The organism is Chryseotalea sp. (genome assembly GCF_057350905.1).
Genome location: NZ_JBMRCF010000001.1, coordinates 278,777 through 301,269, shown reverse-complemented (window position 1 = coordinate 301,269; position 22,493 = coordinate 278,777). Strand labels below are relative to the sequence as shown.

The window sequence follows — 22,493 nt, the reverse complement described above, 5'->3', positions numbered from 1 at the left end:
CAGCATTTGCCTGGCATATTCCATGTGACAACTAAAAACAATTATTAACACATGAAAACTATTAACGATTTTAACTTTTCTGGTAAGCGTGCACTTATTCGTGTCGACTTCAATGTGCCTCTGGACAAATCCTTTCAGGTAACAGACGACAACCGCATTCGTTCTACTGTTCCTACACTTAAAAAGATATTGAAAGATGGAGGTTCACTTGTACTCATGTCTCACTTAGGCAGACCAAAGGAAGGCCCTGAAGAAAAGTACTCGTTAAAGCATACGCTGAAGACTACCGAACAATTACTGGGTGTCCCTGTTAAGTTTGCCAGTGATTGCATTGGCGAAGAAGCCTTCAAGCTTTCATCAGCACTAAAGCCGGGCGAAGTACTTGTTCTTGAGAACCTGAGGTTCTACAAAGAAGAAGAGAAAGGCGATCTAGCTTTCGCAGAAAAATTATCGAAGCATGGTGATATCTATGTTAACGATGCCTTTGGTACTGCACATCGCGCTCATGCCTCCACCACTATAGTTGCTCAGTTTTTTAAAGATAAATGTGCAGGCTATGTAATGGCTGCCGAACTAGACAATGCCAAAAAGGTATTGGAGAAGGCTGACAAACCTTTCACTGCTATTATGGGTGGTGCCAAAATTTCTGATAAGATCTTGATTATTGAAAAATTGCTTGACAAAGTGGATCACTTAATTATTGGTGGTGGCATGGCGTATACTTTCTTTAAAGCCCTTGGTGGGATTATCGGAAATTCTTTAGTCGAGGTTGACAAACTTGAGCTAGCAAAAGAACTTATTCAAAAAGCAAAAGCAAAGGGTGTGGAGCTACATTTGCCCATCGACTCAATCATAGCCGATAAATTTGATGCTAATGCCAATACTGATACAGCCAACAATAATGCCATTAAAGATGGTTGGATGGGCTTAGACATCGGGCCGCAGGCCATAGCCGTATTTGCTAAAGTAGTTGAAGACTCCAGGACCATTTTATGGAACGGCCCCATGGGTGTTTTCGAAATGGAGAAATTTGAAAAAGGGACCAAGGCCATTGCTGAGGCAGTAGTACGTGCCACTGCAAAGGGAGCTTTCTCATTGATTGGTGGTGGCGATTCAGCAGCTGCCGTTGCTAAATTTAATTTTGAAGAAAAAGTAAGTTACGTATCCACCGGAGGTGGTGCACTGCTTGAATATTTTGAAGGTAAGGTATTACCGGGCGTAAAAGCGCTGGAATAATCAATTACTACTTCACGAAAAAAGGGTCTGCTACAAAGCAGACCTTTTTTATTAACACCAGCCCAAGCACTTCCTGCTTACGTAACGCAACAAGCTCATTGTATTCTTATTGCTTCGTATTCACTATTTTTGATTATTGAAAACCTGCTCCACCATACTTGTCCTTCTTTGTTACTACATGGCAGGTTTATGTCAAGACCCTGTCTATAGGGCCATAGATAAAACGACTGGACTACCCACCAATACTATTTACGATATTTTTCAGGATGAAGCGGGCTTTATCTGGATAGGTCACGATAAAGGATTAAGTAAATACGATGGCTATCGTTTTAATCACTATCAAAACGAGGAACAACGCGGGCGCCCACTCAGCAATCTTTTACAAGACAATGCTGGTAAGATTTGGTGTCAGAATTTTGTAGGTCAGTTTTTTTTCATCGAAAATGATACCCTCAAACTCTCCAAACAACTGGAGCCTACGGGTATGTATATTCCTGCAGGCATTCTTCAGGGAAACACATTGGTCTCTACAGGAAAAAAGGGTATTCGTTATTTAAACACAAACACATTTGTGCTTGAAGAGAAGGTGTTGGGAAATTTTAGCAGCAATCATTACACCATTTCCAATAAAGAAAAATTCTATTTTTTGAACAAAAATTCAGGCAGGCTCATTATCAGTGATGCTAATGGTAATTTAGTTGAAGAAGAAGCACCTTTTCGATTAAACTATTTCTACCCATTACCGGTACAGTCAGGAGTGCATTATCTACCAAAATACCCTGATGAAGAACTTAACCTGATCAATTGGGAAACTAAAGAAACAGTTTTCAAGTTTCCACCTAAAACATTTATTCAAAATACGCGCTTTTTAAATGACAGTCTTATCGCCATTATTACTTCTACAGGTTTTTATCTATTCAATAATGAATTTAAATCTTTTCCGCTTGACAACAATCATTTTTTCAAGCGTAAAAATATCTCCAGTATCCTTCACGACAATGAAGGCAATTGGTGGATCGGCACATTAAATGAGGGCATTCTGTTTGTTCCCAATCTTACAACACTCAGGAGATTTGAAGATCAATCCTTTACGGCCATCCGATCAAACAAAAGAAACAATTCACTATTGATTGGTACTGCACACAATCAGGTATTTGAATATTCGCTTCGCAATCATCGATTAAATAAAATTTATAGCAATGAAATAAACCAGGAGATCATAACTATTTTTTATGATTCAACGACTGAAGCCATGGGCTATGCTTCCAATAATGTATTTATTTATCCAAAAAATAAAAAAGCAATCATACAAGACGGATCGATAAAAGACATACACAAACTTGACAATGATCATTATGTAGTAGCTGCCAGTGGATTTGTTGGTATCTGTGGCAATCAAAAAATAAACAGTAGCCATCCATGGGTAAAAGCCTATCAAGGTATTGGCTACTATTTGGGCCATGACTCCAGTCAGTTCAGACTAAATAATACAGAAGTGCGGGCTCGGGCGCTGGCACTTACGGATGATACGATTTACGCGGCTACAACCAATGGTCTGGTGGCTTATACACTCAAGGGACCGATTGAAATTAAGCATAAAGGAAAATCAGTGATTGCATCAGATCTGGAGCGCTATGGAAAAAACGTTTTTGCTGTATCTTTTAATGATGGCTTACTCAAAGTTGAAAATGGTGAACTGAAAAAAATATTTACACCAGATCAGAATACAGTAGTGGGTATTTTCAAGTTGAAGATCGTGAAAGATATAGCATGGATGCTCACTGAAAAGAATTTGATTGCTTACAACCTTAAAGAGAACATAGTAAAGCTCATAGATCAGACCAATGGCTTGCCTATGGACGATCTACGCGACTTCAGCATCATGAATGATACAGTGTTTATGGTGGGTAACAAGGGTTTGGTTTATTTTCCGATAACTCTTTCACGTGAGCATGAAGTCAAGCCAAGCCTCATTGTTAATTCAATCACTGTTAATCAAAAGCAGAAAGTACTGAGTGATAATATGCAACTGAGTAGCAATGAAAATGATATTGTTATTGACTACTCAGTTATTGCATACAAGTCAGGCAATAATGTAAAAGTAGCCTATAACATCAATGACTCTGAATGGCGCTTATTAGAAAACAATAATAGGGAATTACGTTTGGCCTCTTTAGCACCAGGCTATTATACAATTGGATTAAGGGCTGAAGGTGATACGGGCGTAACGTCTAAGCAAGTACTGGTAAGTTTCACCATTTCGAAACCTTTCTATCTTGAAGTATGGTTTATTGCACTTTGCCTTTCACTACTCATTATTTTTATCTACCTGCACTATAAGCAACGTCTTGCCAAGATACGCTATCAAAACAAACTGGAAACTGACAGATTACAATTAGAGCAGGAACTCCAACAATCATTACTCGCCTCTATTAAGGCCCAAATGAATCCTCATTTCATCTACAATTCCCTAAGCTCCATCCATGCATTTGTTTATAGTGATGATAAAGCTAATGCGATTAAATACCTTGATCGTTTTTCAGAATTAACAAGAAAAGTACTAGAGTTATCGGGCCATGAAAGTATACTGCTCAGTGAAGAGATCGAATTACTCGAAACCTATATTTCATTAGAGAAAATGCGTTTTGGTGAGACCTTTCAATCCAGCATAATTTGTTCGGAAGATATTGATGTACATTTTGTAAGATTGCCCTCCATGATCATACAACCGTTTGTTGAAAACGCCATCAAGCATGGCCTGTTGCATCGAAAAGGAAGCAAGCAACTCAACATCAGCTTTACAAGGGAAAAGGCTGACCTACTGGTTGCTATTGAAGACAATGGTGTAGGGCGGAAAACCAGTAGCGAATTGAAAAGCAATCGAAACAAGCAACACGCATCCTTTTCCATTTCGGCCAACAACAAAAGGCTTGAGTTACTAAATGCTAAAAAGAAGAATACAATTGGTCTCCAAATAGTGGACAAAACAGATGAGATGGGCCGAGGATGTGGTACAACTGTGTTAATAACTATTCCCACAGAGTTTTCGTAAACTTAGAAGCCCTTTACGTTAAATTGACCCTGTTAAAAATCTGAACGCTATTACCTTTACCTTGTGATAACTGCCATACTTGTAGACGATGAATTAAATGTGCGGAGCCTCCTTCGCATGTTACTTAAAGAGCATTGTCCTGAAGTTGAAATTCTGGCAGAATGCAGCGACCTGCCAGAAACCGTAAAGAGCATCAGAAAATTAAAACCTAACCTGGTGTTCCTGGATATAGAAATGCCTGGGCACAGCGGACTGGAGTTACTCGATTTTTTTAACGAAGAGGAAATTAATTTCCACATCATTTTTACAACAGCATACAGCGAGTACGCAGTGCAGGCATTTGATCTTTCCGCTGTAGGTTATCTGTTAAAGCCCATAAAAGCTGATAAACTAAAAGATACACTTGAGCGCTATAAAAAGCTTGAACAGAAAAGTACAGGCGCCTTAAAACAGCTCAGGCATAACCTTCAGCATTCGGAAAACAAAAGGATAACCCTTATCACTAAATACAAAACCTACTTTGTAGAACTTAACAACATCATGTTTATTAAGGGGGAGGGTGCGTATTCTGAGTTTAACCTTAGTGGTGGTGAGAAGGTATTGGTCAGTAAAAACCTGAAGCATTATGAAGATATGCTTGTAGTTGACAAACGTTTTGTAAGAATTTCCAAGCAAAGTATTATCAACAAAGATTACCTGCTGGAGATATCCAAAAATGGAGGCCACCATGTAATTCTTAAAAATAACGTAAGCCTTACCGTCTCTCCGGATAAGGAACAACTGCTTTTTTAATTGGCAAAAGCCGTCTATAGGCCTTTAAGCGGGTACTTTTTACCTAAAATTGGGTAATTACCGCCCTTCAATTAATCCTTTGTAATTCAAATATTTCATTATATTTGGTGAAGGATCAATATTTCGGCAACGGAATTTGAGCCATGTTTAATCATCACTTAATTCTCTTTCTATCATGAACATTTTTGTTGCAAAGCTGAACTTCAAGACACGCAAAGAAGATCTACAGGCTGCTTTCGAACAGTTTGGAGAAGTTTCATCTGCGAAAATTGTATTGGATCGCGACACCAAACGCTCTAAAGGTTTTGGTTTCGTTGAAATGCCAAACGATAATGAAGCGCTTCAGGCTATTGCTGCGCTAAACGAAAAAGAGCTTGACGGCCGCGTTATCGTAGTAAAGCCAGCCAACCCTAAGCCAGCTAATAACTACTAATAGATTTTAGCCCCAAGGCCTTATCAGTCCTTCTGCCCCACGGAAGGACTTTTTTATTATACACTATCTTCAATGCTGTATAATTACCTATTTTGTGACCGTGATAAATGCAACTACACGTTACAAACAAATTGGTTTCATCGCAGGCCCCCTTCTTTTCCTGCTTATCTTTTGGCTGCTGCCTAGTCAATTTATTTCGCCCACTGCCCCCCTTGTATTGGCGCTTATGGCCATGATGATTTGCTGGTGGATTAGCGAAGCCGCCCCGATTGCCGTTACTGCTTTACTCCCACTCGTGCTCTTTCCTGCATTTGGTGTAATGAACATGACAGAATCAGCCATGCCTTATGCCAACAGTTCTATCTTCTTATTCATGGGTGGTTTTATGATTGCCCTCGGGCTGGAGAAACACAAACTACACGAGCGTATAGCACTCAACCTGATTAAATTAACCGGTACTTCCGGTAACGGCATTATTCTGGGCTTTTCATTATCTACCGGTATACTAAGCATGTGGATCAGCAATACGGCTACCGCCATGATGATGCTTCCCATTGCGATTTCTGTAATTGAATTACTCAAAAATGCCAGAAGCGCTGAAGGGAAAGGCACTAGCGATAAACAAGAGCGAAATTTTGCCTTGGGCCTTCTGCTCTGTATTGGATATATGGCAAGCATTGGTGGTATGGCCACGGTTATTGGTACACCCCCTAATACTGTGTTTGCAGGCTTTACCAAACAATTCTATAATAACGACATGGAGTTTGGCAAATGGATGCTGATTGGTTTACCGGTAGCCATCCTGTTGGGCACGTCCTGCTATCTTTTTATAGTCCATCTGCTCTATCCTAATCGATTGAAGCAAGTAGAGGGATCAGACTTTCTTATCCAGGAAAGATTAAGCAACCTCGGTAAACTAAAGCTGGCCGAAAAACGTGTACTTATTGTATTCGTATTAACGGCCTCTGGATGGATCCTGCAATTACCTATCAATCAGCTTTTGGGTAAAGAAATACTTAATGATACCAACGTGGCCATGTGTGGCGGTTTGCTTATGTTTTTAGTCCCGACCAATTTTGCCAAGCATGAGTTTCTCTTAAACTGGGATGATACCAAGCGTCTGCCGTGGTCAATACTACTTCTTTTTGGTGGTGGCATCTGTCTGGCCAAAGGCATGGAAAGCACGAATATCATTACAACCATTGGCGAAGCCATCTCTTCTGCCAACAATATCAGCAAGTGGACTTTGTTACTCGGTATTATTACGCTTACTGTCGTGCTAACCGAATTAATGAGTAATGTAGCGCTGGTCACCATTTTTATTCCTGTCGTCTTTGCTGTCGCTGAAGGCTTTAACATGAATCCAATACTGCTGGGCCTCCCTGTAACTTTTGCTGCCAGTTCGGGCTACATGTTCCCTATTTCAACTCCACCCAATGCTATTGTTTTTGCCAGCGGGCATATTAAAATGAAGGATATGATTAAAGCTGGACTGATTTTAGACCTGGCGTCTATTATTATCATTTTCCTGCTATGTTGGACATTTTTGGAGAAAATCAACCTATAACTCGAAGCTAGAGGCTAGAGGTACACCTAGAAACTAAAGTTTAAAAACAATTCCAGTCACCTTGTAACCTGACTTAAAACCCCTGCGTCATAGGGACAAATTCACTTAAATAGAAGTTTTATGGCAACCGAAGTAATTGCAGTATTCATTCCCATCATCTCTGTTATTTGTATTGTCATCATGATCATGTATCTGCGCAAGCAAGAAAACGTTGAGCGACTGGCCATGATTGAAAAAGGCGTAAGCCCGGAGTTCTTCAACATCAAGAAGATGCGCAACACCTCCTTTCCACTTCGCGCTTCATTGCTTTTGATTGGTGTCGGACTAGGCTTGTTCTTTGGCTATTTCCTTGACATGCACTATCACATGGAAGAAGTTGGCTATTTCGCAATGCTCTTCATATTGGGTGGTGCGGGCCTTGGTCTGGCTTACATTGTAGAGGAAAAGAAGCAAAAAGAGGAAAGTAAATAATCAAAGTCTGAAGCAATAATGTTAAATTGTTTTAGCAGGCATGATTAACGATCCCGATTTAAGTCTTATTGTTCGCATACTGGAGGGAGAGCAACATCTCTATGCGCAACTGGTGAATAAGCATAAAAGCTATGCTTATTCGCTGGCGTTACGCGTGCTGGAAAATAAGGCAGATGCTGAAGAGGCTGCCCAGGATGCTTTTGTAAAAGCTTTTAAATACCTGGCCGGTTTTAACCGGGATGCTAAATTTTCAACCTGGCTATATCGTATTGTTTTTAATACCGCGATCAGCTACAAGCGCAAGCAGAAAATGAAAATGCAAAGTATTGACAATGTACATATAGGCTATCAGCAAGATACTTTAGAGAAAAACGACAAGAAACGTTTTATTGAAGAAGCCATTGGGAAGCTAAATGAGGCAGATCGTGTAGCCATTACATTGTTCTACCTGCAGGAATTCTCGCTGGAAGAAATAGCCGATATTACCAATACGCCTGCCAATACGGTGAAGGTGAGGATACACAGGGCCAGACACAGACTGGCTGAGGAACTAAAAGGAATATTACATCAAGAAGCCTTATCTTTGTAAAAGAAATGAAAAAGGATTTCAACGATAGCGATCAAAAACTATTCGACTACCTAGATGGTCTGATGACTGTTGAGGAAAAAACCTTGTTTGAAGAAAGCATGCGTCAGTCGCCTGTCTTGCAAAAAATGGTAGAAGAGCAGCGATTGCTTGAAGGCAATTTAAAAACAATGCGCCTGTCAGAACCTTCGTCCGCTTTTACCAACAACGTCATGAGCCGCATAAAAGAATCACCGCAGAGCTACACCTTGTCTATGCGCAACGGTATTCTTTTATTAATTGGTGTAGTGGTCGTTTCTTTTCTGGCGGTAATGCTGTTGCAATCAGGTGTTTTTGATGGGTCAACGGCCTTAAATATGAATAATGGAACAGGGCTGGTTGGTAAGTATATTAAACAACCATTGCCAAGTGTATCCATCAGCGGAAAATGGATTGTGAATATCATCGTACTCATAAACATGGTACTGGGCTTTATCATTTTAGATCGAGCCGTGCTACGCCCTTTCTTCGAGCGAAGAATGAGACACTCGTGAATTCAATTGACAATGGACAATTCGTGGGTTACTATTTGAAATCAGAACATCCATACAAAATATAGATTACCTGATCTTCAAATCTTCAAATCAATCAGCACATCAACAAAGATTACTTTGTCATTCAATTACACAACCCGTGTTAATTGCTGGTAATGATGTGTCCTTCTCTTTTAATTTTCAAATCTTCAAATTTTCAAATCCATCAACATATCAACGAATCACCTCATCAACACATTAGTCTTCTTTCTTCGGCATCGGGCATTCAATCTTCCAGTCTTTGGCTAAGGGTATTTCACCATCCATCACTTTCTTGATTACATCATCTTTCTTGCGTCTGCAACCGATATCTACATAACGGAACTTACCGCCATCCACCAGAAAATTATAGTGACATTCATTTTTTGCCTTCAGTACTTTCTGACAAACAAATTCTGTGTTTGACTGACGACTGGTAAAGCCAGTCGCTACCATTACACAAGCTACTAGTACAACAATGAGGATTTTTTTCATGGGTCTTTGTTTCATACAAAAATAACAGAATAAAAAAACCTTGCACATTTCGTGCAAGGTCTTTCTTTGAAGTGCTATTTACTCAGTTAAATGAATAAATGATTAGTAACGGTAATAGTCAGGCTTAAACGGCCCGGTTACCTCTACGCCAATATAATCTGCCTGATCCTTGCTCAGTACATCCAGATCCACACCAATTTTCTTCAGGTGTAAACGTGCTACTTTTTCATCCAGGTGCTTCGGCAACATGTATACTTTATTCTCGTATTTACCTACGTTGTTCCATAACTCAAGCTGAGCCAGGGTTTGATTGGTAAATGAGTTAGACATTACAAATGAAGGGTGACCTGTAGCGCAACCTAAGTTTACCAAACGGCCTTCTGCTAACAAGATGATCTGCTTGCCATTGCTGAGTTTCACTAAGTCAACCTGAGGCTTTACAGTATCCCAAGTACCATTCTTACGCAACCAGGCAACATCAATTTCATTATCGAAGTGGCCAATGTTACATACGATTGTGTTGTCTTTCATTTTCAGGAAATGACGGCTCACTACGATGTCGCGATTACCTGTAGTCGTAACTACAATATCAACGTCACCTACTACATCATCCATTTTCTTAACAGCAAAACCATCCATAGCAGCTTGTAATGCACAGATAGGGTCGATCTCAGTAACAATTACACGGCAACCTGCACCACGTAAAGAAGCAGCAGATCCTTTGCCCACATCACCATAACCGGCAACAACAGCAACTTTACCAGCCATCATTACGTCAGTAGCTCTGCGAATCGCATCTACTAATGATTCCTTGCAACCGTACTTGTTATCAAATTTAGATTTAGTAACAGAGTCGTTAATGTTAATGGCAGGTAGCGGTAAGGTTCCTTTGTTAGCACGCTCTTGCAAACGGTGTACACCTGTAGTAGTTTCTTCAGAAATACCACGGATACCCTTTACCAATTCAGGATAACGATCCAACACCATGTTGGTTAAATCACCACCATCATCTAAAATCATATTCAAAGGCTTACCGTCTTTGAAGGCATGTAAAGTTTGTTCAATACACCAGTCGAACTCCTCTTCGTTCATACCCTTCCAGGCATAAACAGGGATGCCCGCAGCAGCGATAGCCGCAGCAGCGTGATCTTGTGTAGAAAAAATATTACAAGAAGACCAAGTCACCTCCGCACCTAGTTCAACTAAAGTTTCAATCAAAACAGCTGTCTGGATGGTCATGTGTAAACATCCCGCGATTCTGGCATCCTTTAAAGGCTTTTGTTTACCAAATTCTTCGCGTAATGCCATCAGACCTGGCATTTCTACTTCAGCTAATTTTATTTCTTTACGACCCCATTCGGCCAGTGAAAGGTCTTTCACCTTAAATTTTGCTTTTGAATCAACTATCATTGTTGTTTTATTTGATGATTTTCAAGATAATAGACAAAGATAATACAAAGCTGCCATTGCCCAAATGCTGAACTAATCTTAGTGTTCACCTGTTTAAAGTCAAACGTTAAAACCGGATGAATAAGATTGAAATGCTTAACAAAACCACTGTTAAAATCGATGTTGTGTCTGATGTGGTATGCCCTTGGTGCTACATAGGCAAGCGTAGACTGGAAAAAGCCATAGAAGATTTGTCAGATAAATATAATTTCGAAATAACCTACCACCCCTTTGAGTTAAATCCTGCTATGCCTTTGGAAGGCGCTAATCAAAAAGAATATTTAACTAAAAAGTTTGGTGATGAAGGTCGTTATAAACAGATCACACAGCAGGTAACTGCAGTTGCTGCTACCGAAGGTTTGGCTTTCAATTTCGATAAGCAATCGGTTTCACCTAATACACGCGATGCCCACCGTATTATTGAACTCGCACGCAAAGAAGGCAAGCAGTTGGCAGCTAAGGAAGCCTTTTTAAAAGCATACTTCACTGATGGCATTGATCTTTCTAACCAGGAAAATTTAATCAAAGTGGGTAGTAGTGTTGGACTTGATGCTGAGAAGATAAAAACACTCTTAGCCAGCGATGAAGGTTTGGCTGAAGTGGAATTAGCTGAAGCAGAAATGCAGAAATTAGGGGTGAGTGGTGTGCCTTTTTATATCATTGATAATAAGTATGGCATAAGCGGTGCACAGCCTAGCGCTACCTTTAAACAAGCCTTGGAAGAGATTGGCAGTAAAATAGCAACTACGGGAGAAGCTTGTGATGTAGAAGGATGCTAGTCTTTGGAAGCTAGAGGTTGGAGATTCGAAGCCAGAGCTTTGATGATCGAAGCTTAGATGCTCGGAGACAGAAATGCATCGTGAAACCGCACTTTAAACGTCTCTACAAAAAACTAACTTCCTTCAAATCAAAGATTCTCATACCTTGTTTTGTTTCTATCATTAATTTACCCCAGGCATCAATGCCGAGAATGATGCCTGTAAACTGTTCGTTGTTGCTCTGGTAAGTATGTTCTTCATTGATCTGAAAAAGATTTTGAAGATAATCCTGCTTTAAAACTTCATACTTACCACTGCGTAGCATCAGGTATCGCGACTCAAGGTGTGAAAGTAATTCCGGAAAGATGGACTGCAAGGTAAAGTCTTGTTGAGCCAACAGACTAAGTGAAGTAGCTGTATGAATGGCAAAGTTTTTCTGGTTGATGTTAAGCCCGATGCCAATGACTGCCGTGGATATACTGTTCCCTTGCAATTGATTTTCGATCAGAATGCCTCCCAGCTTCTTGCCACCCATAAGGATGTCGTTGGGCCATTTGATCTTCGCAGGGAGGGGAATCAGTGTTTTAAAAAAATCATGGACAGCAAGCGCTGTAACCATAGTAAGGTAAAACTGATGCTTTACCGGTAGAAATTCCGGTTTCAGTATCACCGACAAAGTCAGGTTTTGGCCCGGCTCCGCATGCCACTGATTACCTCTTTGTCCGCGACCAGCAGTCTGGCTATCGGTTATCACCACAGCGCCCTCAGCTACGCCATGCTGGGGCAAGAGCTTAATTGCCAGATCGTTAGTAGAAGCGCAGGTGGGTACAAACACGATGTTTTTTCCTATAAAAAGCGTGTTTTCTACGGTTTTATACACGGTTATTTTGAGTTAACTTTGCAAATTGTTCAAATCAAATTATAAATCTGCCGAATGGCTAAAAAAAGAAAAGGAGCTGCCTCCGAAAAATTAAGCGAAATTATCGTGAAGGGCATGCAAGAGAAAAAGGCGAACGACATAGTTGTCATGGATTTGCGAAAGGTGAAAAATGCGGTAGCTGATTTCTTTGTGATTTGCTCCGGTAACAGCGACAAGCAATTGGACGCTATTGCCGATTCCGTTGATGTAGAGGTTTTTAAGGCATTAAAAGAAAACCCATGGCATTCTGAAGGAAAAAGCAATAAAGAGTGGGTACTTCTCGACTACATCGATGTAGTCGTGCATGTATTCCGGAAAGACAAGCGCGAATTTTATGCTTTAGAACGTCTGTGGGGTGATGCTGAGATCACCGAAATAGAAGACAAAGCATAGAACTAAAAAAAGAGTTAATCGTTATTCAGTTGGTATTTAATTTTTAAAAAATGGCTTATAACAAGAAAGAGTCCGACAATCCAAACAATAAACCGCCCCTCATTCCGAAGGGTGGCGGCCCTAAAGGCAATTATCAGTTGTGGGTAATCCTGGGCACCATTGCTTTGGTCATCGGCCTCATGTATGTAAACAATGCTAACACGCTTAAAGAAACTGACATGCTTGAGTTTAAGAGCATGGTAAGTGCCCGCGATGTTAAAAAAGTTGTTTTAATCAAGAATCTCGAGTATGTAGAAATTACACTGAAGGCGGAAGCCCTTCAGAATACAAAATATAAAACCGAACTGGATGAAAACTCCATGGGGGCTACGGCTAATGGACCTCATTACAAACTGAACATAGGCTCTATTGAAGGTTTCGAAAAGGAGTTTCAGGAGTTAAATGACAGACTCCCCGCGGCAGAAAAAATTGCTTATACTGTTGAGAAGCGTGATGATTACTTCAGCATCTTCTTCAACTGGGGCTTGTTGTTCTTAGTATTGATTGGTTTCTGGATGCTCATGCGCAGAATGACTGGCGGTGGCGGACCTGGCGGACAGATCTTCAACATTGGCAAGTCTAAGGCTGCTTTGTTCGATGCAGACAACAAAGTGAAAATTACTTTCGCAGATGTAGCAGGTTTGGAAGAAGCAAAGGAAGAAATTAAAGAGATTGTTGACTTCTTAAAAACGCCAGCCAAGTTTACAAAGCTGGGTGGTAAAATCCCTAAGGGCGCTTTATTGGTTGGCCCTCCGGGTACGGGTAAAACTTTATTAGCGAAAGCTGTAGCAGGTGAAGCAGGTGTACCCTTCTTCTCGCTATCAGGCTCCGATTTCGTAGAAATGTTTGTAGGGGTGGGTGCAGCACGTGTACGTGACTTATTCAAGCAGGCAAAAGAAAAAGCGCCATGTATTGTTTTCATCGATGAAATTGATGCCATTGGTCGCTCACGCGGACGAGGACAAATGCCCGGTGCGAACGATGAACGTGAGAACACCTTGAACTCTTTACTGGTTGAGATGGATGGTTTCGCTACAGATTCTGGTGTAATTATTCTCGCGGCTACAAACCGCCCTGATGTATTGGATAGTGCCTTGTTGCGTCCAGGTCGTTTCGACAGACAGATTAGCATTGATAAACCAGACGTTGTAGGTCGTGAGGCGATTTTCAAGGTACACTTGAAACCTATTAAGTTAGATGCGAGTGTAGATGTGAAAAAACTTTCGGCACAAACACCTGGCTTTGCCGGTGCAGAAATTGCCAACGTGTGTAATGAAGCTGCCTTGATTGCGGCACGCAGAGACAAGAAAGCTGTTGATATGCAAGACTTCCAGGATGCGATTGATCGTGTGATTGGTGGTCTTGAAAAGAAAACGAAAATCATTTCACCGGAAGAGAAAAAGATTGTGGCTTTCCACGAAGCCGGTCACGCAGTAGCGGGTTGGTACCTGGAGCATGCTGATCCTTTGGTAAAGGTGAGCATTGTACCCCGTGGTGTTGCTGCTCTGGGCTATGCGCAGTATCTGCCTAAGGAACAATTCCTGTACCAGACAGAACAGATGATTGACGAAATGTGCATGACCTTTGGTGGTCGTGCGGCAGAAGACATCGTGTTTGGTAAAATATCAACAGGTGCACTGAGCGACTTAGAACGCATTACTAAAATGGCTTACAGCATTGTAACTGTTTACGGTATGAACAGCGCCATTGGTAACATGTCCTTCTACGATTCTAAAGCATCTGAGTACAATTTCAACAAGCCTTACTCAGAAGCCACAGCCGAGAAGATTGATGTAGAAGTTAAACGTATCATTGATGACGCCTACGAGCGCACCAAATCACTTTTATTGAAACACAGAGCTGAGCTTGATATTTTAGCGAAAGAATTGTTGGAGAAAGAGATTTTATTCCAGGCAGATTTAGAGCGACTCATTGGTAAACGTCCTTTCGAAAAACTGACTACTTATCAGCAATTCACCAACGGACATTTAGATAGAAAAGTGGAAGTAAAACCGGAAACCGAAGCTGGCAAAACTGAAGAGCCCGCTCCTGCTGAAGAGCCGAAGACGGAAACACCTATTAATTAATACAGTATTATCTGAAATGAAAAAGGCGCTGATAAGGCGCTTTTTTTATGGCTTTAAGTGTGTACTCAATTCATTAATAACTTTTTTACATCAGCTGCATTGTCTTCTATAGACTTCAGTTTAAAGTTGTAAACAACAAATACAACAATTATTTTTTTTGTTAATCCCTTAGCATATTTATCTAACAGGGAGAATGATATGTTTCTTAATTCATTCTCGAACTCAACTCTTGGTTTAACAAGAAGTCCCTACTGCAAATGTAGCTCATTAACAAATCCTATATACTGTTTTCTAACAAACCTGATCGCTACTATTCCTTTATCTTTTGAATACGATAGAACTGCAAGGCTATTGGTTGCGCCCATAGATACAATTTGATAACTACACTTTGCATAGAGCAGCATAACTTAATCAACTACTTCTTCACTAACATCTCTGTTAATTTCTTTCGCAGTTTATCACCGCTCAAGTCTTTTGCAATGATGGTCCCTGTGTCATCAATCAGAAAATTAGCAGGGTAATAGGAAATTCCATAAATTAAAGCCGCCTCATTATTATCTCCCTTTAAGTCACTAACATTTGGCCATAACAACTTATCCTTTTTTATTGCATTCAACCATACCTCCTTTTTCAACTCTGCCCCTACCCCCAAAATCTCAAAACCCTTATTTTTAAACTCATTATAAATATTTACTAACTCAGGATTTGCTTCTCTGCAAGGGCCACACCACGAACCCCAAAATTCCAGTAGTACAACTTTGCCTTGAAAATCCGAGAGGCTTATTGTATCTCCGTTGGTGTCTGTTTGAGAAAAGTCCACATACTTATCTCCTACCTTTACATTCCTGTTTAAAGAAATGAAATTATATATTTCCTTGCCATAAATGTTATGTTTCTGTTCTTCTGAAAGTTTTTCATAAAGCAAAGTTGTTGTGTCTTTGCCCCACGTAGAACTATATACATTTAAAATGTATGTACTAATAAATGAGTTCGGATGATCACTGACAAACTTTTTCTCATGCCACATTCTCTTTTTATGAGGGAGTGATCCTGTTAATAAATCCAATGAATTTTGCTCGTCTTGTGTTTCAGAACCCGTTATTATGGCATTCCTGAAATTACCCTTCTCTGCCTTAAACGTTATCATTGAATTTTCCAGCCAGAAAAACTTATAGTCTCTATATTTTTGCGTTTTAATTAAAGCATGTACAACTTTTGATTTTACCTCACCCCTGAAACTAAACCTATCCGATATAACAAAAGTTGAGTCACGTATTTCATCATTCCCGTCCTTAAACTCAAGGTATAAAGTTGTGCTATCGCTCATTCCTGCTGCTATTCCTTGAATTTCAAAATACTTATTTCCCTGTGCTATTAAATTTGTTGCACCTGAAAATAAAATAAGAATGATCACTGATTGCTTAAACATATGAGGGAGTTGGTTCATTAATCTAGAATGTGATGCTACGTAACAGAAAAAGTTCTATCCCGGTATGAATGTTTACCCGATTTAATCTTAAGCTAAAGATCTCCACCTGTACTTTCTTTCCATTAAAATTTTCTACCACGCTGTCCATCTAAGGTCGAAAATGTTCAACAATGAACACCTAAAAATTGTAAAAGGTCAAAATAGGGTGCTTAAGGTCGTAAAAACAATTTCGGCATCCTATTTGATCGACAAAATGGGATATAATCAAATACTTGAAATGAAACGAGTCACATTGGGTGAGTTTGAAGAGGTTGTTTTGCTGGTAACTGCCGGCTTAGATGGTGAAGCATATGGCGTAACCATAACCCAGAATATTGAAATGCAAACGGGACGAAGTCCTGGCTTTAATACTGTACACACTACACTACAGCGACTTGAAGAAAAAGGCTTTATCACCTCAAGCATGGGTGGTGCCACGGCAGAGCGGGGTGGACGCAGGAAACGTTTTTTTACTGTAACAGCGCTTGGTATCCGTACCCTACGCGAGATCAGAGAATTAAGGGAAAAACTGTGGAATGAAGTGCCTGCTAAAACATTAAAATTATTAAAAAACTAAGTCCATTCATGACGATGAAAAAAAAAGATCCGCCTTCCTGGATACAAAGATTACTTAGTCGCTTTGCCAAATCAGAAACATTAGAAGAGGTAGAGGGCGATCTGCAAGAGTTTTACAATCTATGGGTTCATCAGTATGGAGTTAAAAAGGCTAACTGGAAATATTTTATTACAGTACTTACGATGTTGCGTCCACTCAACAGAAAAAGTAAAATCACTTTCATTAACCAATATTTTATGTTTCATAGTTATTTCAAAATGAGTTGGCGATCCCTTCTTAAAAACAGAGTATCTGCTGTAATAAATATAGCTGGTCTTACGCTGGGGTTAACCACAAGCATTCTCATAATGCTGGTGGTACTCAATGAGTTTAGCTACAATCAATTTCATACACATCTTCCCGACTTGCATTTGTTAATGAAAAATCAACAAACCAATGAGGGCATTGCTACAGGAAGATCTACACCAGGGCCGATTGCTGATGCTTTAAAGAATGATTTTTCTGAGGTTAAATTTATTTCTCGATTTACTCATTTTAATGGCCAACAAATCATCTATAACAACAACACTTCGTACGAGTCAGGCGTATATGTTGATCCGGATTTATTTAGGATGATGACATTTCCATCATTACTGGGCGATGCAACTGTAGCGCTTGAAAGCAATGGAGCTGTAGTCATTTCCGAAAAAATGGCCAAAAAAATTTTCGGGGAAGAAAATCCAATTGGCAAGACTATTCAGTTTAACAGACACCATACACTAGTGGTCGGAGCTGTTATCCGTAATATCCCTGGTAACAGTTCTGTTCAATTCGATATGGCCCTACCTTTTTCCATTTTTGAAAAGCAAAACGATTGGTTAAAAAAATGGGATGACAATCGTATTCAAACATGGATACAGTTTCAGCCTCTTACTGATGTTTCACTTTTTAATAAAAAAGTAACTTCTCTGTTGCAAGAAAAGACTCATGATAAGGCCGAGTCTCTGTTTGCTTATCCACTTGATCAGATTCATTTATACAACAACTTTTCCAACGGCTATCCAAATGGAGGCAAAATAACAATTGTTCAATTATTGATTGCCTTTGGATTATTCATGTTATTGATCGCCTGTATCAATTTTATGAACATTGCCACCGCACAATCCACCTTAAGAGCAAAAGAAGTAGGTGTGCGTAAAGTACTGGGGGCCTCTCGTCAATGGATTATACTTCAATTTTTGAATGAATCATTTTTGGTCACTTTTCTTTCATTAGCTGTGGCTATTGTTTGCGCCTACGCCCTCTTACCTATGTTTAATACGCTTATACACAATAATGTTGATTTCAATTTGTTGAATGGAAAAATATGGGCTTTCATGCTGATCATTGGCTTGTTCACTGCTTTACTGGCAGGAAGTTACCCCTCATTATTTCTTAGTCAATTTACACCTGCGCGTGTGCTGAAAGGAAGTGTTTTAAACACAAAAGGAGGCGTACTAAGGAAGGCCTTGGTAACAGTTCAATTTGCTATTTCTATTTTCTTTCTGATCAGCACAATCATTCTATATGCTCAATTTAATCATGTGAAAAACAGACCTATTGGATATGAACAAGATAACTTACTTGATGTACACATCGATTCTGTTCTGGCGGCCAATTTCAATATCCTAAAAAATGAAGTATTGCAAATACCCGATGTGAAATCGGTTACTGGTGGATCTGACAATATACTATATGTAGGAGGTTCCGTTACTGGGATGGACTGGCCCGGTAAGAAACCTGGTGAAGATCTTTCCATAGCTGTGTCGCATGTAGATTATGATTGGACTAAGACCATCGGTATTCAGATGATCGAAGGCAGAGATTTTGACCCAGCTTTCATGAGTGACACTAAAAATTGTTTGATTAATGAATCGGCTGTTGCTAAAATGGGATTAGAGAATCCAGTAGGTAGTACGGTAGGTGGGCACACAGTAGTGGGTGTCTTTCAAAATTTCGTATTCAACAATCCTACAGCCAATGTTGCGCCCATGGCCGTTTACTTGCAAAAAAATCAATTAAATCATTTTTATGTACGCATTCAAAATAATTCACAGTGGCGAAATACAATTGCTGAGATTGAAAAAATCACTAAAAAGATAAGCCCTGAATTGCCCTTTTCTTTCTCTTATGTAAAAGATGAGTATCAAAACCGTTTTAATGAAATGGCTGATGCGAGCATGATGATTTCGATATTTGGAGGTATGACTATCTTTATTTCTTGTTTAGGATTATTTGGATTATCCGGATTCATTGCTGAAAGAAGAAGTAAAGAGATGAGTATCCGAAAAGTCTTTGGAGCCAGTATACAGCGGGTTCTATTATCGTTGTCAAGAGATTTTTTAAAACCTGTAATTTATGCCTTGGTTATTGTGACTCCACTAACAGTAGTGCTTGCTCGTTTCGCGCTATCCAATATCAATTACAGGGTCTCGTTAACCTGGTGGATGTTCGCATCTGGTGGATTGTTCATTCTGCTTATCTCTATGAGTATTGTTCTTTACCATGGATGGCGAACAGCACGAGAAAATCCCATAGTCCGCTTAAGAGATGAGTAATCAATGGCAAGGTATCATTATTTTGTCTTAAGCCTCTAAGTTGTTAAATTGAGGCAACGACTCAAAAGCCTATTTAATAAATAATATGTCAGGATTCTCTGAGGTGAACGGTATCAACATGTACTATGAAACTTATGGTGAAGGTACAATTCTGGTTCTCATTCATGGGGGTGGTTCTACAATACAAACTTCTTTTGGAAAAATTATCCCTTTACTTTCAGCATCAAGAAAACTTATCTGTGTAGAATTGCAGGCTCATGGCAGAACAAGCGACAGATCAACAGATCTCTCATTTGAGCAGGATGCAGATGATGTAGCTGGACTATTAAAAAACCTGAAGATTAACAAGGCTGATGTATTCGGTTTTAGTAATGGTGGTAATACAGCTCTTCAGTTAGCCATCCGACATCCACAGCTTTGTAATAAAATTATTGCTGCTTCTGTATTGCTTAAACGCAATGGTACATTCCCACAATTCTGGGATTTTATGAAAAATGGCACATTCGAACAAATGCCTCAGCAATACAAAGATGCTTTTCTCGCAGTCAATCCGGACTTATCCAAACTGTACAACATGTACGAAAAATGTGCCAACAGAATGATCAACCTCGAAGACTTCCCTGACAATGACATTCAGTCTATACAAGCACCTGTATTACTAATTAATGGGGACAAGGATGTAGCAACGTCAGAACACATCGTTGCCATGTCCCGATTAATTTCTACATGTCAGTTGGCTATACTACCGGGTGGCCATGGAGAATACATGGGTGAAATTACAAGCGTGAATAGTACATCAGGTGTGGAGAATATTTTTGTTCCTTTGGTTGAGAAATTCCTTTCAATGTCCTGACTCGGATACACTACCTAAGATCAATTAAAGTAATCTGATTTTAGTGAAACTTGATTGGATATTTTAAGCTGCATTGCTTCGCTTAAGGTAGATTTTAAACTGACTGCCTTTCCCTACTTCGCTCTCAATCATTATTTTGCCACCATTGATTTGAAGAAACTCGTAGCTCAACATTAAACCCAGTCCAGTACCTTTTTCACCAGCCGTACCATTTGTGCTCTGCTTTTTTGCTAATGTGAACAATTTCTCTTTAACATCTTGATGAATTCCAACTCCGTTATCCATTACAACGATTTCAATCTCTTCATCAGAGAAGAGTGAGGCATGCAACAGTACTTCTCCACCACTGTTAGTAAACTTAATAGCATTGTTAACCAGATTTCTAATAATAAATTCAATTTGGTTTTTATCTCCAATTATAAACAACGAATTATTTACCGAGCAACGCATATCAATACCTTTCCTTTCAGCCACTGCCTTGTAAACCTCATAGATATTATTAGTGATATCGCTTAACCTGATCTCTTCCTTTTTATATTGTACATCGTGCATTTGAATTTTAGCCCAGGTAATCAGATTGTCTGCCATTTTTATTGTATTATCTACTGCGTTTTGCAATTGCCGACTCATCGTAAGAATCTCATCCTTACTAAGGTCATCATAATGATCAATCAGCAAAGAGGAAAAGGATTTTAAAGAAGCCAGCGGGCTTTTGAGGTCATGCGCAACAATACTGAAAAATCTATCTTTGGTTGTATTCAAGACCTCTAAATCAGCATTCTGTTCTGCAATAATAGTATTCTGTGTCTGTAGTTTTCTGCTTAATCGAACAAACTTCAATAGCAACCAGATTAAGATGATTATTGAAACCAGGATTATCAAAAGAATGGAATTTCTGCTTTTAATCTTTTGCTCCTGGAGCAAGCTCGTTTTTTCTAACTCGTTTTTTGATTTAGAAAGTTTATGCACTTGAATAATATTGTTAGCTAAATTATACCGATCTGCTAATTGTAATCTGTTCAATGAATCACTAATATTTTGATACGAATTAATATACTTAATTACCGATTGTTGATCATTACGGTTGGCTGACAATAAAATTAACTCCTGATATGTTCTTTGTAATTGATTAACCATACCGTGTTTTGTACTGAATTCTGCCGTTTTAAGTAAATACTGCAGCTGCTTTGCAAAATCACCTTGGATTTTAAAAATACTAGCCAATAAAAATAAGGACTCTGCGGTTGCTACTTTTTGAGAGTTTTCACCTAATGCTTCAGAAAGCAAAAGGACTTTATCGAAATAGTTTTTAGCAAGTTCATATTTTTGTTCGGACAACGCAATGATCCCCATTACCTTATAACAAGAAGATAATACTGGTTTATTACCAAGAGAATCGTTAATCTGAATGGCATATGCAGTTAATAATTTTGCTTTCGTAAGATCGCCAGCATTATAATAACTCTCGCCCAAGTTGTGGGATGTAACACCAATTCTTTCTTTATCATCTAATCTTTTAAATATTTCAAAAGATTGTCTATGGTAAAAAACCTCTTCCTTAATATTTTGGAGTCTTCTATAGGTATGCCCTAAGGATATGTAACAATTAGCAATGCCAACTGAGTCCTTATTAGTCTCAAATATCTCCAATGCACGTTGTATGTACTCCATACTTATAGAATAGCTTTCGTTATACGAGTGCAGACTTGAGAGGTTCCTGTAAGCGTAAGCTATTCCTTTCGTGTCATCTGTTCTTAATGCTAACTCCAAAGCCTGATTGGCATAATCAAGCGATTTTGATTGATTCACGAATGTCAATAATCTGCTTATTGTATTCAGGATATCGATACTGTCTGCCACAGAAAGTTTTCCCTCGCTCAGTTGTCGTTCTAGTTTTAGTACATTCTGAGATATTACAGGCTGTGCCGTAGTCAGGATCAGTAAAAAAGCACCGATTTTTTTCATGGATCTGTCTTAATCAATGTTTAAAAAAGTAGATATGATTGTTTAATCAATTCTATTATTCTAAATATACTAATCTTTTTACCTTTATTATGAACATAGGTTCTAGCCAGGCAATTCTTTCTTAAATACTGAAAATTGAAAAGTTAAGTCCAATAAATACTCTATTTTCTACTTGATTTAGACAACAGTTACTCTACATTTTTTATACTCCGAAAAATATTGCTTT

At 39.2% G+C, this 22,493-nt stretch carries 19 protein-coding genes; 14 read left to right on the top strand and 5 right to left on the bottom strand.

Going from position 1 to position 22,493, the window contains the following annotated elements:
* Positions 1-51: 51 nt before the first annotated feature.
* The 8 genes from ACO1XM_RS01370 to ACO1XM_RS01335 all read left to right on the top strand — a co-directional run bounded on the left by ACO1XM_RS01370 (position 52) and on the right by ACO1XM_RS01335 (position 8,670).
* The gene (locus tag ACO1XM_RS01370) at positions 52-1,236 is read left to right on the top strand and encodes a phosphoglycerate kinase (protein ID WP_486225312.1); all 1,185 of its coding nucleotides are present in this window, start codon (positions 52-54) and stop codon (positions 1,234-1,236) included.
* 178 nt (positions 1,237-1,414) lie between these two features.
* A complete protein-coding gene (locus ACO1XM_RS01365) occupies positions 1,415-4,288 on the top strand; it encodes a sensor histidine kinase (RefSeq protein ID WP_486225311.1) in 2,874 nt (957 codons plus the stop codon).
* A gap of 63 nt (positions 4,289-4,351) precedes the next feature.
* Positions 4,352-5,080 carry a LytR/AlgR family response regulator transcription factor gene (locus ACO1XM_RS01360; RefSeq protein ID WP_486225310.1) on the top strand — a complete coding sequence of 243 codons (729 nt, stop codon included), beginning with the start codon at positions 4,352-4,354 and terminating at the stop codon, positions 5,078-5,080.
* Between the two features lie 175 nt (positions 5,081-5,255).
* A complete protein-coding gene (locus ACO1XM_RS01355) occupies positions 5,256-5,513 on the top strand; it encodes an RNA recognition motif domain-containing protein (protein ID WP_127122086.1) in 258 nt (85 codons plus the stop codon).
* Between the two features lie 94 nt (positions 5,514-5,607).
* Positions 5,608-7,080 (top strand): SLC13 family permease, encoded by a 1,473-nt coding sequence (locus ACO1XM_RS01350; protein ID WP_486225309.1) that lies wholly within the window; start codon positions 5,608-5,610, stop codon positions 7,078-7,080.
* Positions 7,081-7,200: 120 nt separating this feature from the next.
* A complete protein-coding gene (locus ACO1XM_RS01345) occupies positions 7,201-7,551 on the top strand; it encodes a DUF6249 domain-containing protein (RefSeq protein WP_127122088.1) in 351 nt (116 codons plus the stop codon).
* Positions 7,552-7,591: 40 nt separating this feature from the next.
* A complete protein-coding gene (locus ACO1XM_RS01340; RefSeq protein WP_486225308.1) occupies positions 7,592-8,140 on the top strand; it encodes an RNA polymerase sigma factor in 549 nt (182 codons plus the stop codon).
* A 5-nt stretch (positions 8,141-8,145) separates the two neighbouring features.
* A complete protein-coding gene (locus ACO1XM_RS01335) occupies positions 8,146-8,670 on the top strand; it encodes a hypothetical protein (protein WP_486225307.1) in 525 nt (174 codons plus the stop codon).
* A 237-nt stretch (positions 8,671-8,907) separates the two neighbouring features.
* Here ACO1XM_RS01335 and ACO1XM_RS01330 read toward each other — a convergent pair whose 3' ends face one another.
* On the bottom strand, positions 8,908-9,183 hold the full coding sequence (locus ACO1XM_RS01330; RefSeq protein ID WP_486225306.1) for a hypothetical protein: 276 nt from the start codon (positions 9,181-9,183) through the stop codon (positions 8,908-8,910).
* A gap of 102 nt (positions 9,184-9,285) precedes the next feature.
* Positions 9,286-10,593: an adenosylhomocysteinase gene (gene ahcY, locus ACO1XM_RS01325; protein WP_486225305.1), complete on the bottom strand. Its 1,308-nt coding sequence runs from the start codon at positions 10,591-10,593 to the stop codon at positions 9,286-9,288.
* A gap of 116 nt (positions 10,594-10,709) precedes the next feature.
* Between ahcY and ACO1XM_RS01320 the strand changes: the two genes are divergently transcribed.
* On the top strand, positions 10,710-11,411 hold the full coding sequence (locus ACO1XM_RS01320) for a DsbA family oxidoreductase (protein ID WP_486225304.1): 702 nt from the start codon (positions 10,710-10,712) through the stop codon (positions 11,409-11,411).
* 103 nt (positions 11,412-11,514) lie between these two features.
* On the opposite strand, the gene ACO1XM_RS01315 is transcribed toward ACO1XM_RS01320, so the two are convergent.
* The gene (locus ACO1XM_RS01315; RefSeq protein WP_486225303.1) at positions 11,515-12,270 is read right to left on the bottom strand and encodes a biotin--[acetyl-CoA-carboxylase] ligase; all 756 of its coding nucleotides are present in this window, start codon (positions 12,268-12,270) and stop codon (positions 11,515-11,517) included.
* Positions 12,271-12,324: 54 nt separating this feature from the next.
* Here ACO1XM_RS01315 and rsfS point away from each other — a divergent pair, with 54 nt between their 5' ends.
* Together rsfS and ftsH are read left to right on the top strand one after the other, a co-directional pair.
* Positions 12,325-12,702 (top strand): ribosome silencing factor, encoded by a 378-nt coding sequence (gene rsfS / locus ACO1XM_RS01310; protein ID WP_486225302.1) that lies wholly within the window; start codon positions 12,325-12,327, stop codon positions 12,700-12,702.
* 50 nt (positions 12,703-12,752) lie between these two features.
* A complete protein-coding gene (gene ftsH, locus ACO1XM_RS01305) occupies positions 12,753-14,828 on the top strand; it encodes an ATP-dependent zinc metalloprotease FtsH (protein ID WP_486225301.1) in 2,076 nt (691 codons plus the stop codon).
* Between the two features lie 415 nt (positions 14,829-15,243).
* On the opposite strand, the gene ACO1XM_RS01300 is transcribed toward ftsH, so the two are convergent.
* Entirely contained in the window at positions 15,244-16,257 is a 1,014-nt protein-coding gene (locus tag ACO1XM_RS01300; RefSeq protein ID WP_486225300.1) for a redoxin domain-containing protein, read from the bottom strand.
* Between the two features lie 277 nt (positions 16,258-16,534).
* On the opposite strand from ACO1XM_RS01300, the gene ACO1XM_RS01295 reads away from it, so the two are divergent.
* From ACO1XM_RS01295 to ACO1XM_RS01285, 3 genes are all read left to right on the top strand, one after another.
* Complete coding sequence (locus ACO1XM_RS01295; protein ID WP_486225299.1) at positions 16,535-16,873, top strand: PadR family transcriptional regulator; 339 nt, start codon at positions 16,535-16,537, stop codon at positions 16,871-16,873.
* Positions 16,874-16,887: 14 nt separating this feature from the next.
* Positions 16,888-19,449, top strand: coding sequence for an ABC transporter permease (locus ACO1XM_RS01290; protein WP_486225298.1), 2,562 nt, complete (start codon positions 16,888-16,890; stop codon positions 19,447-19,449).
* Positions 19,450-19,534: 85 nt separating this feature from the next.
* Positions 19,535-20,302, top strand: coding sequence for an alpha/beta fold hydrolase (locus ACO1XM_RS01285; RefSeq protein ID WP_486225297.1), 768 nt, complete (start codon positions 19,535-19,537; stop codon positions 20,300-20,302).
* A 63-nt stretch (positions 20,303-20,365) separates the two neighbouring features.
* On the opposite strand, the gene ACO1XM_RS01280 is transcribed toward ACO1XM_RS01285, so the two are convergent.
* Complete coding sequence (locus ACO1XM_RS01280) at positions 20,366-22,267, bottom strand: tetratricopeptide repeat-containing sensor histidine kinase (RefSeq protein ID WP_486225296.1); 1,902 nt, start codon at positions 22,265-22,267, stop codon at positions 20,366-20,368.
* Positions 22,268-22,493: the final 226 nt, after the last annotated feature.

Bases quoted from the DNA above. Each gene is read 5' to 3' on its own strand.
- ACO1XM_RS01365 (WP_486225311.1), top strand. From the start codon at position 1,415: ATGGCAGGTTTATGTCAAGACCCTGTCTATAGGGCCATAGATAAAACG.
- ACO1XM_RS01295 (WP_486225299.1), top strand. From the start codon at position 16,535: ATGAAACGAGTCACATTGGGTGAGTTTGAAGAGGTTGTTTTGCTGGTA.
- ACO1XM_RS01345 (WP_127122088.1), top strand. From the start codon at position 7,201: ATGGCAACCGAAGTAATTGCAGTATTCATTCCCATCATCTCTGTTATT.
- ACO1XM_RS01335 (WP_486225307.1), top strand. From the start codon at position 8,146: ATGAAAAAGGATTTCAACGATAGCGATCAAAAACTATTCGACTACCTA.
- ACO1XM_RS01285 (WP_486225297.1), top strand. From the start codon at position 19,535: ATGTCAGGATTCTCTGAGGTGAACGGTATCAACATGTACTATGAAACT.
- ahcY (WP_486225305.1), bottom strand. From the start codon at position 10,593: ATGATAGTTGATTCAAAAGCAAAATTTAAGGTGAAAGACCTTTCACTG.
- ACO1XM_RS01330 (WP_486225306.1), bottom strand. From the start codon at position 9,183: ATGAAAAAAATCCTCATTGTTGTACTAGTAGCTTGTGTAATGGTAGCG.
- ACO1XM_RS01290 (WP_486225298.1), top strand. From the start codon at position 16,888: ATGAAAAAAAAAGATCCGCCTTCCTGGATACAAAGATTACTTAGTCGC.
- ACO1XM_RS01280 (WP_486225296.1), bottom strand. From the start codon at position 22,267: ATGAAAAAAATCGGTGCTTTTTTACTGATCCTGACTACGGCACAGCCT.
- ACO1XM_RS01355 (WP_127122086.1), top strand. From the start codon at position 5,256: ATGAACATTTTTGTTGCAAAGCTGAACTTCAAGACACGCAAAGAAGAT.
- ftsH (WP_486225301.1), top strand. From the start codon at position 12,753: ATGGCTTATAACAAGAAAGAGTCCGACAATCCAAACAATAAACCGCCC.
- ACO1XM_RS01340 (WP_486225308.1), top strand. From the start codon at position 7,592: ATGATTAACGATCCCGATTTAAGTCTTATTGTTCGCATACTGGAGGGA.
- ACO1XM_RS01300 (WP_486225300.1), bottom strand. From the start codon at position 16,257: ATGTTTAAGCAATCAGTGATCATTCTTATTTTATTTTCAGGTGCAACA.
- ACO1XM_RS01320 (WP_486225304.1), top strand. From the start codon at position 10,710: ATGAATAAGATTGAAATGCTTAACAAAACCACTGTTAAAATCGATGTT.
- rsfS (WP_486225302.1), top strand. From the start codon at position 12,325: ATGGCTAAAAAAAGAAAAGGAGCTGCCTCCGAAAAATTAAGCGAAATT.
- ACO1XM_RS01370 (WP_486225312.1), top strand. From the start codon at position 52: ATGAAAACTATTAACGATTTTAACTTTTCTGGTAAGCGTGCACTTATT.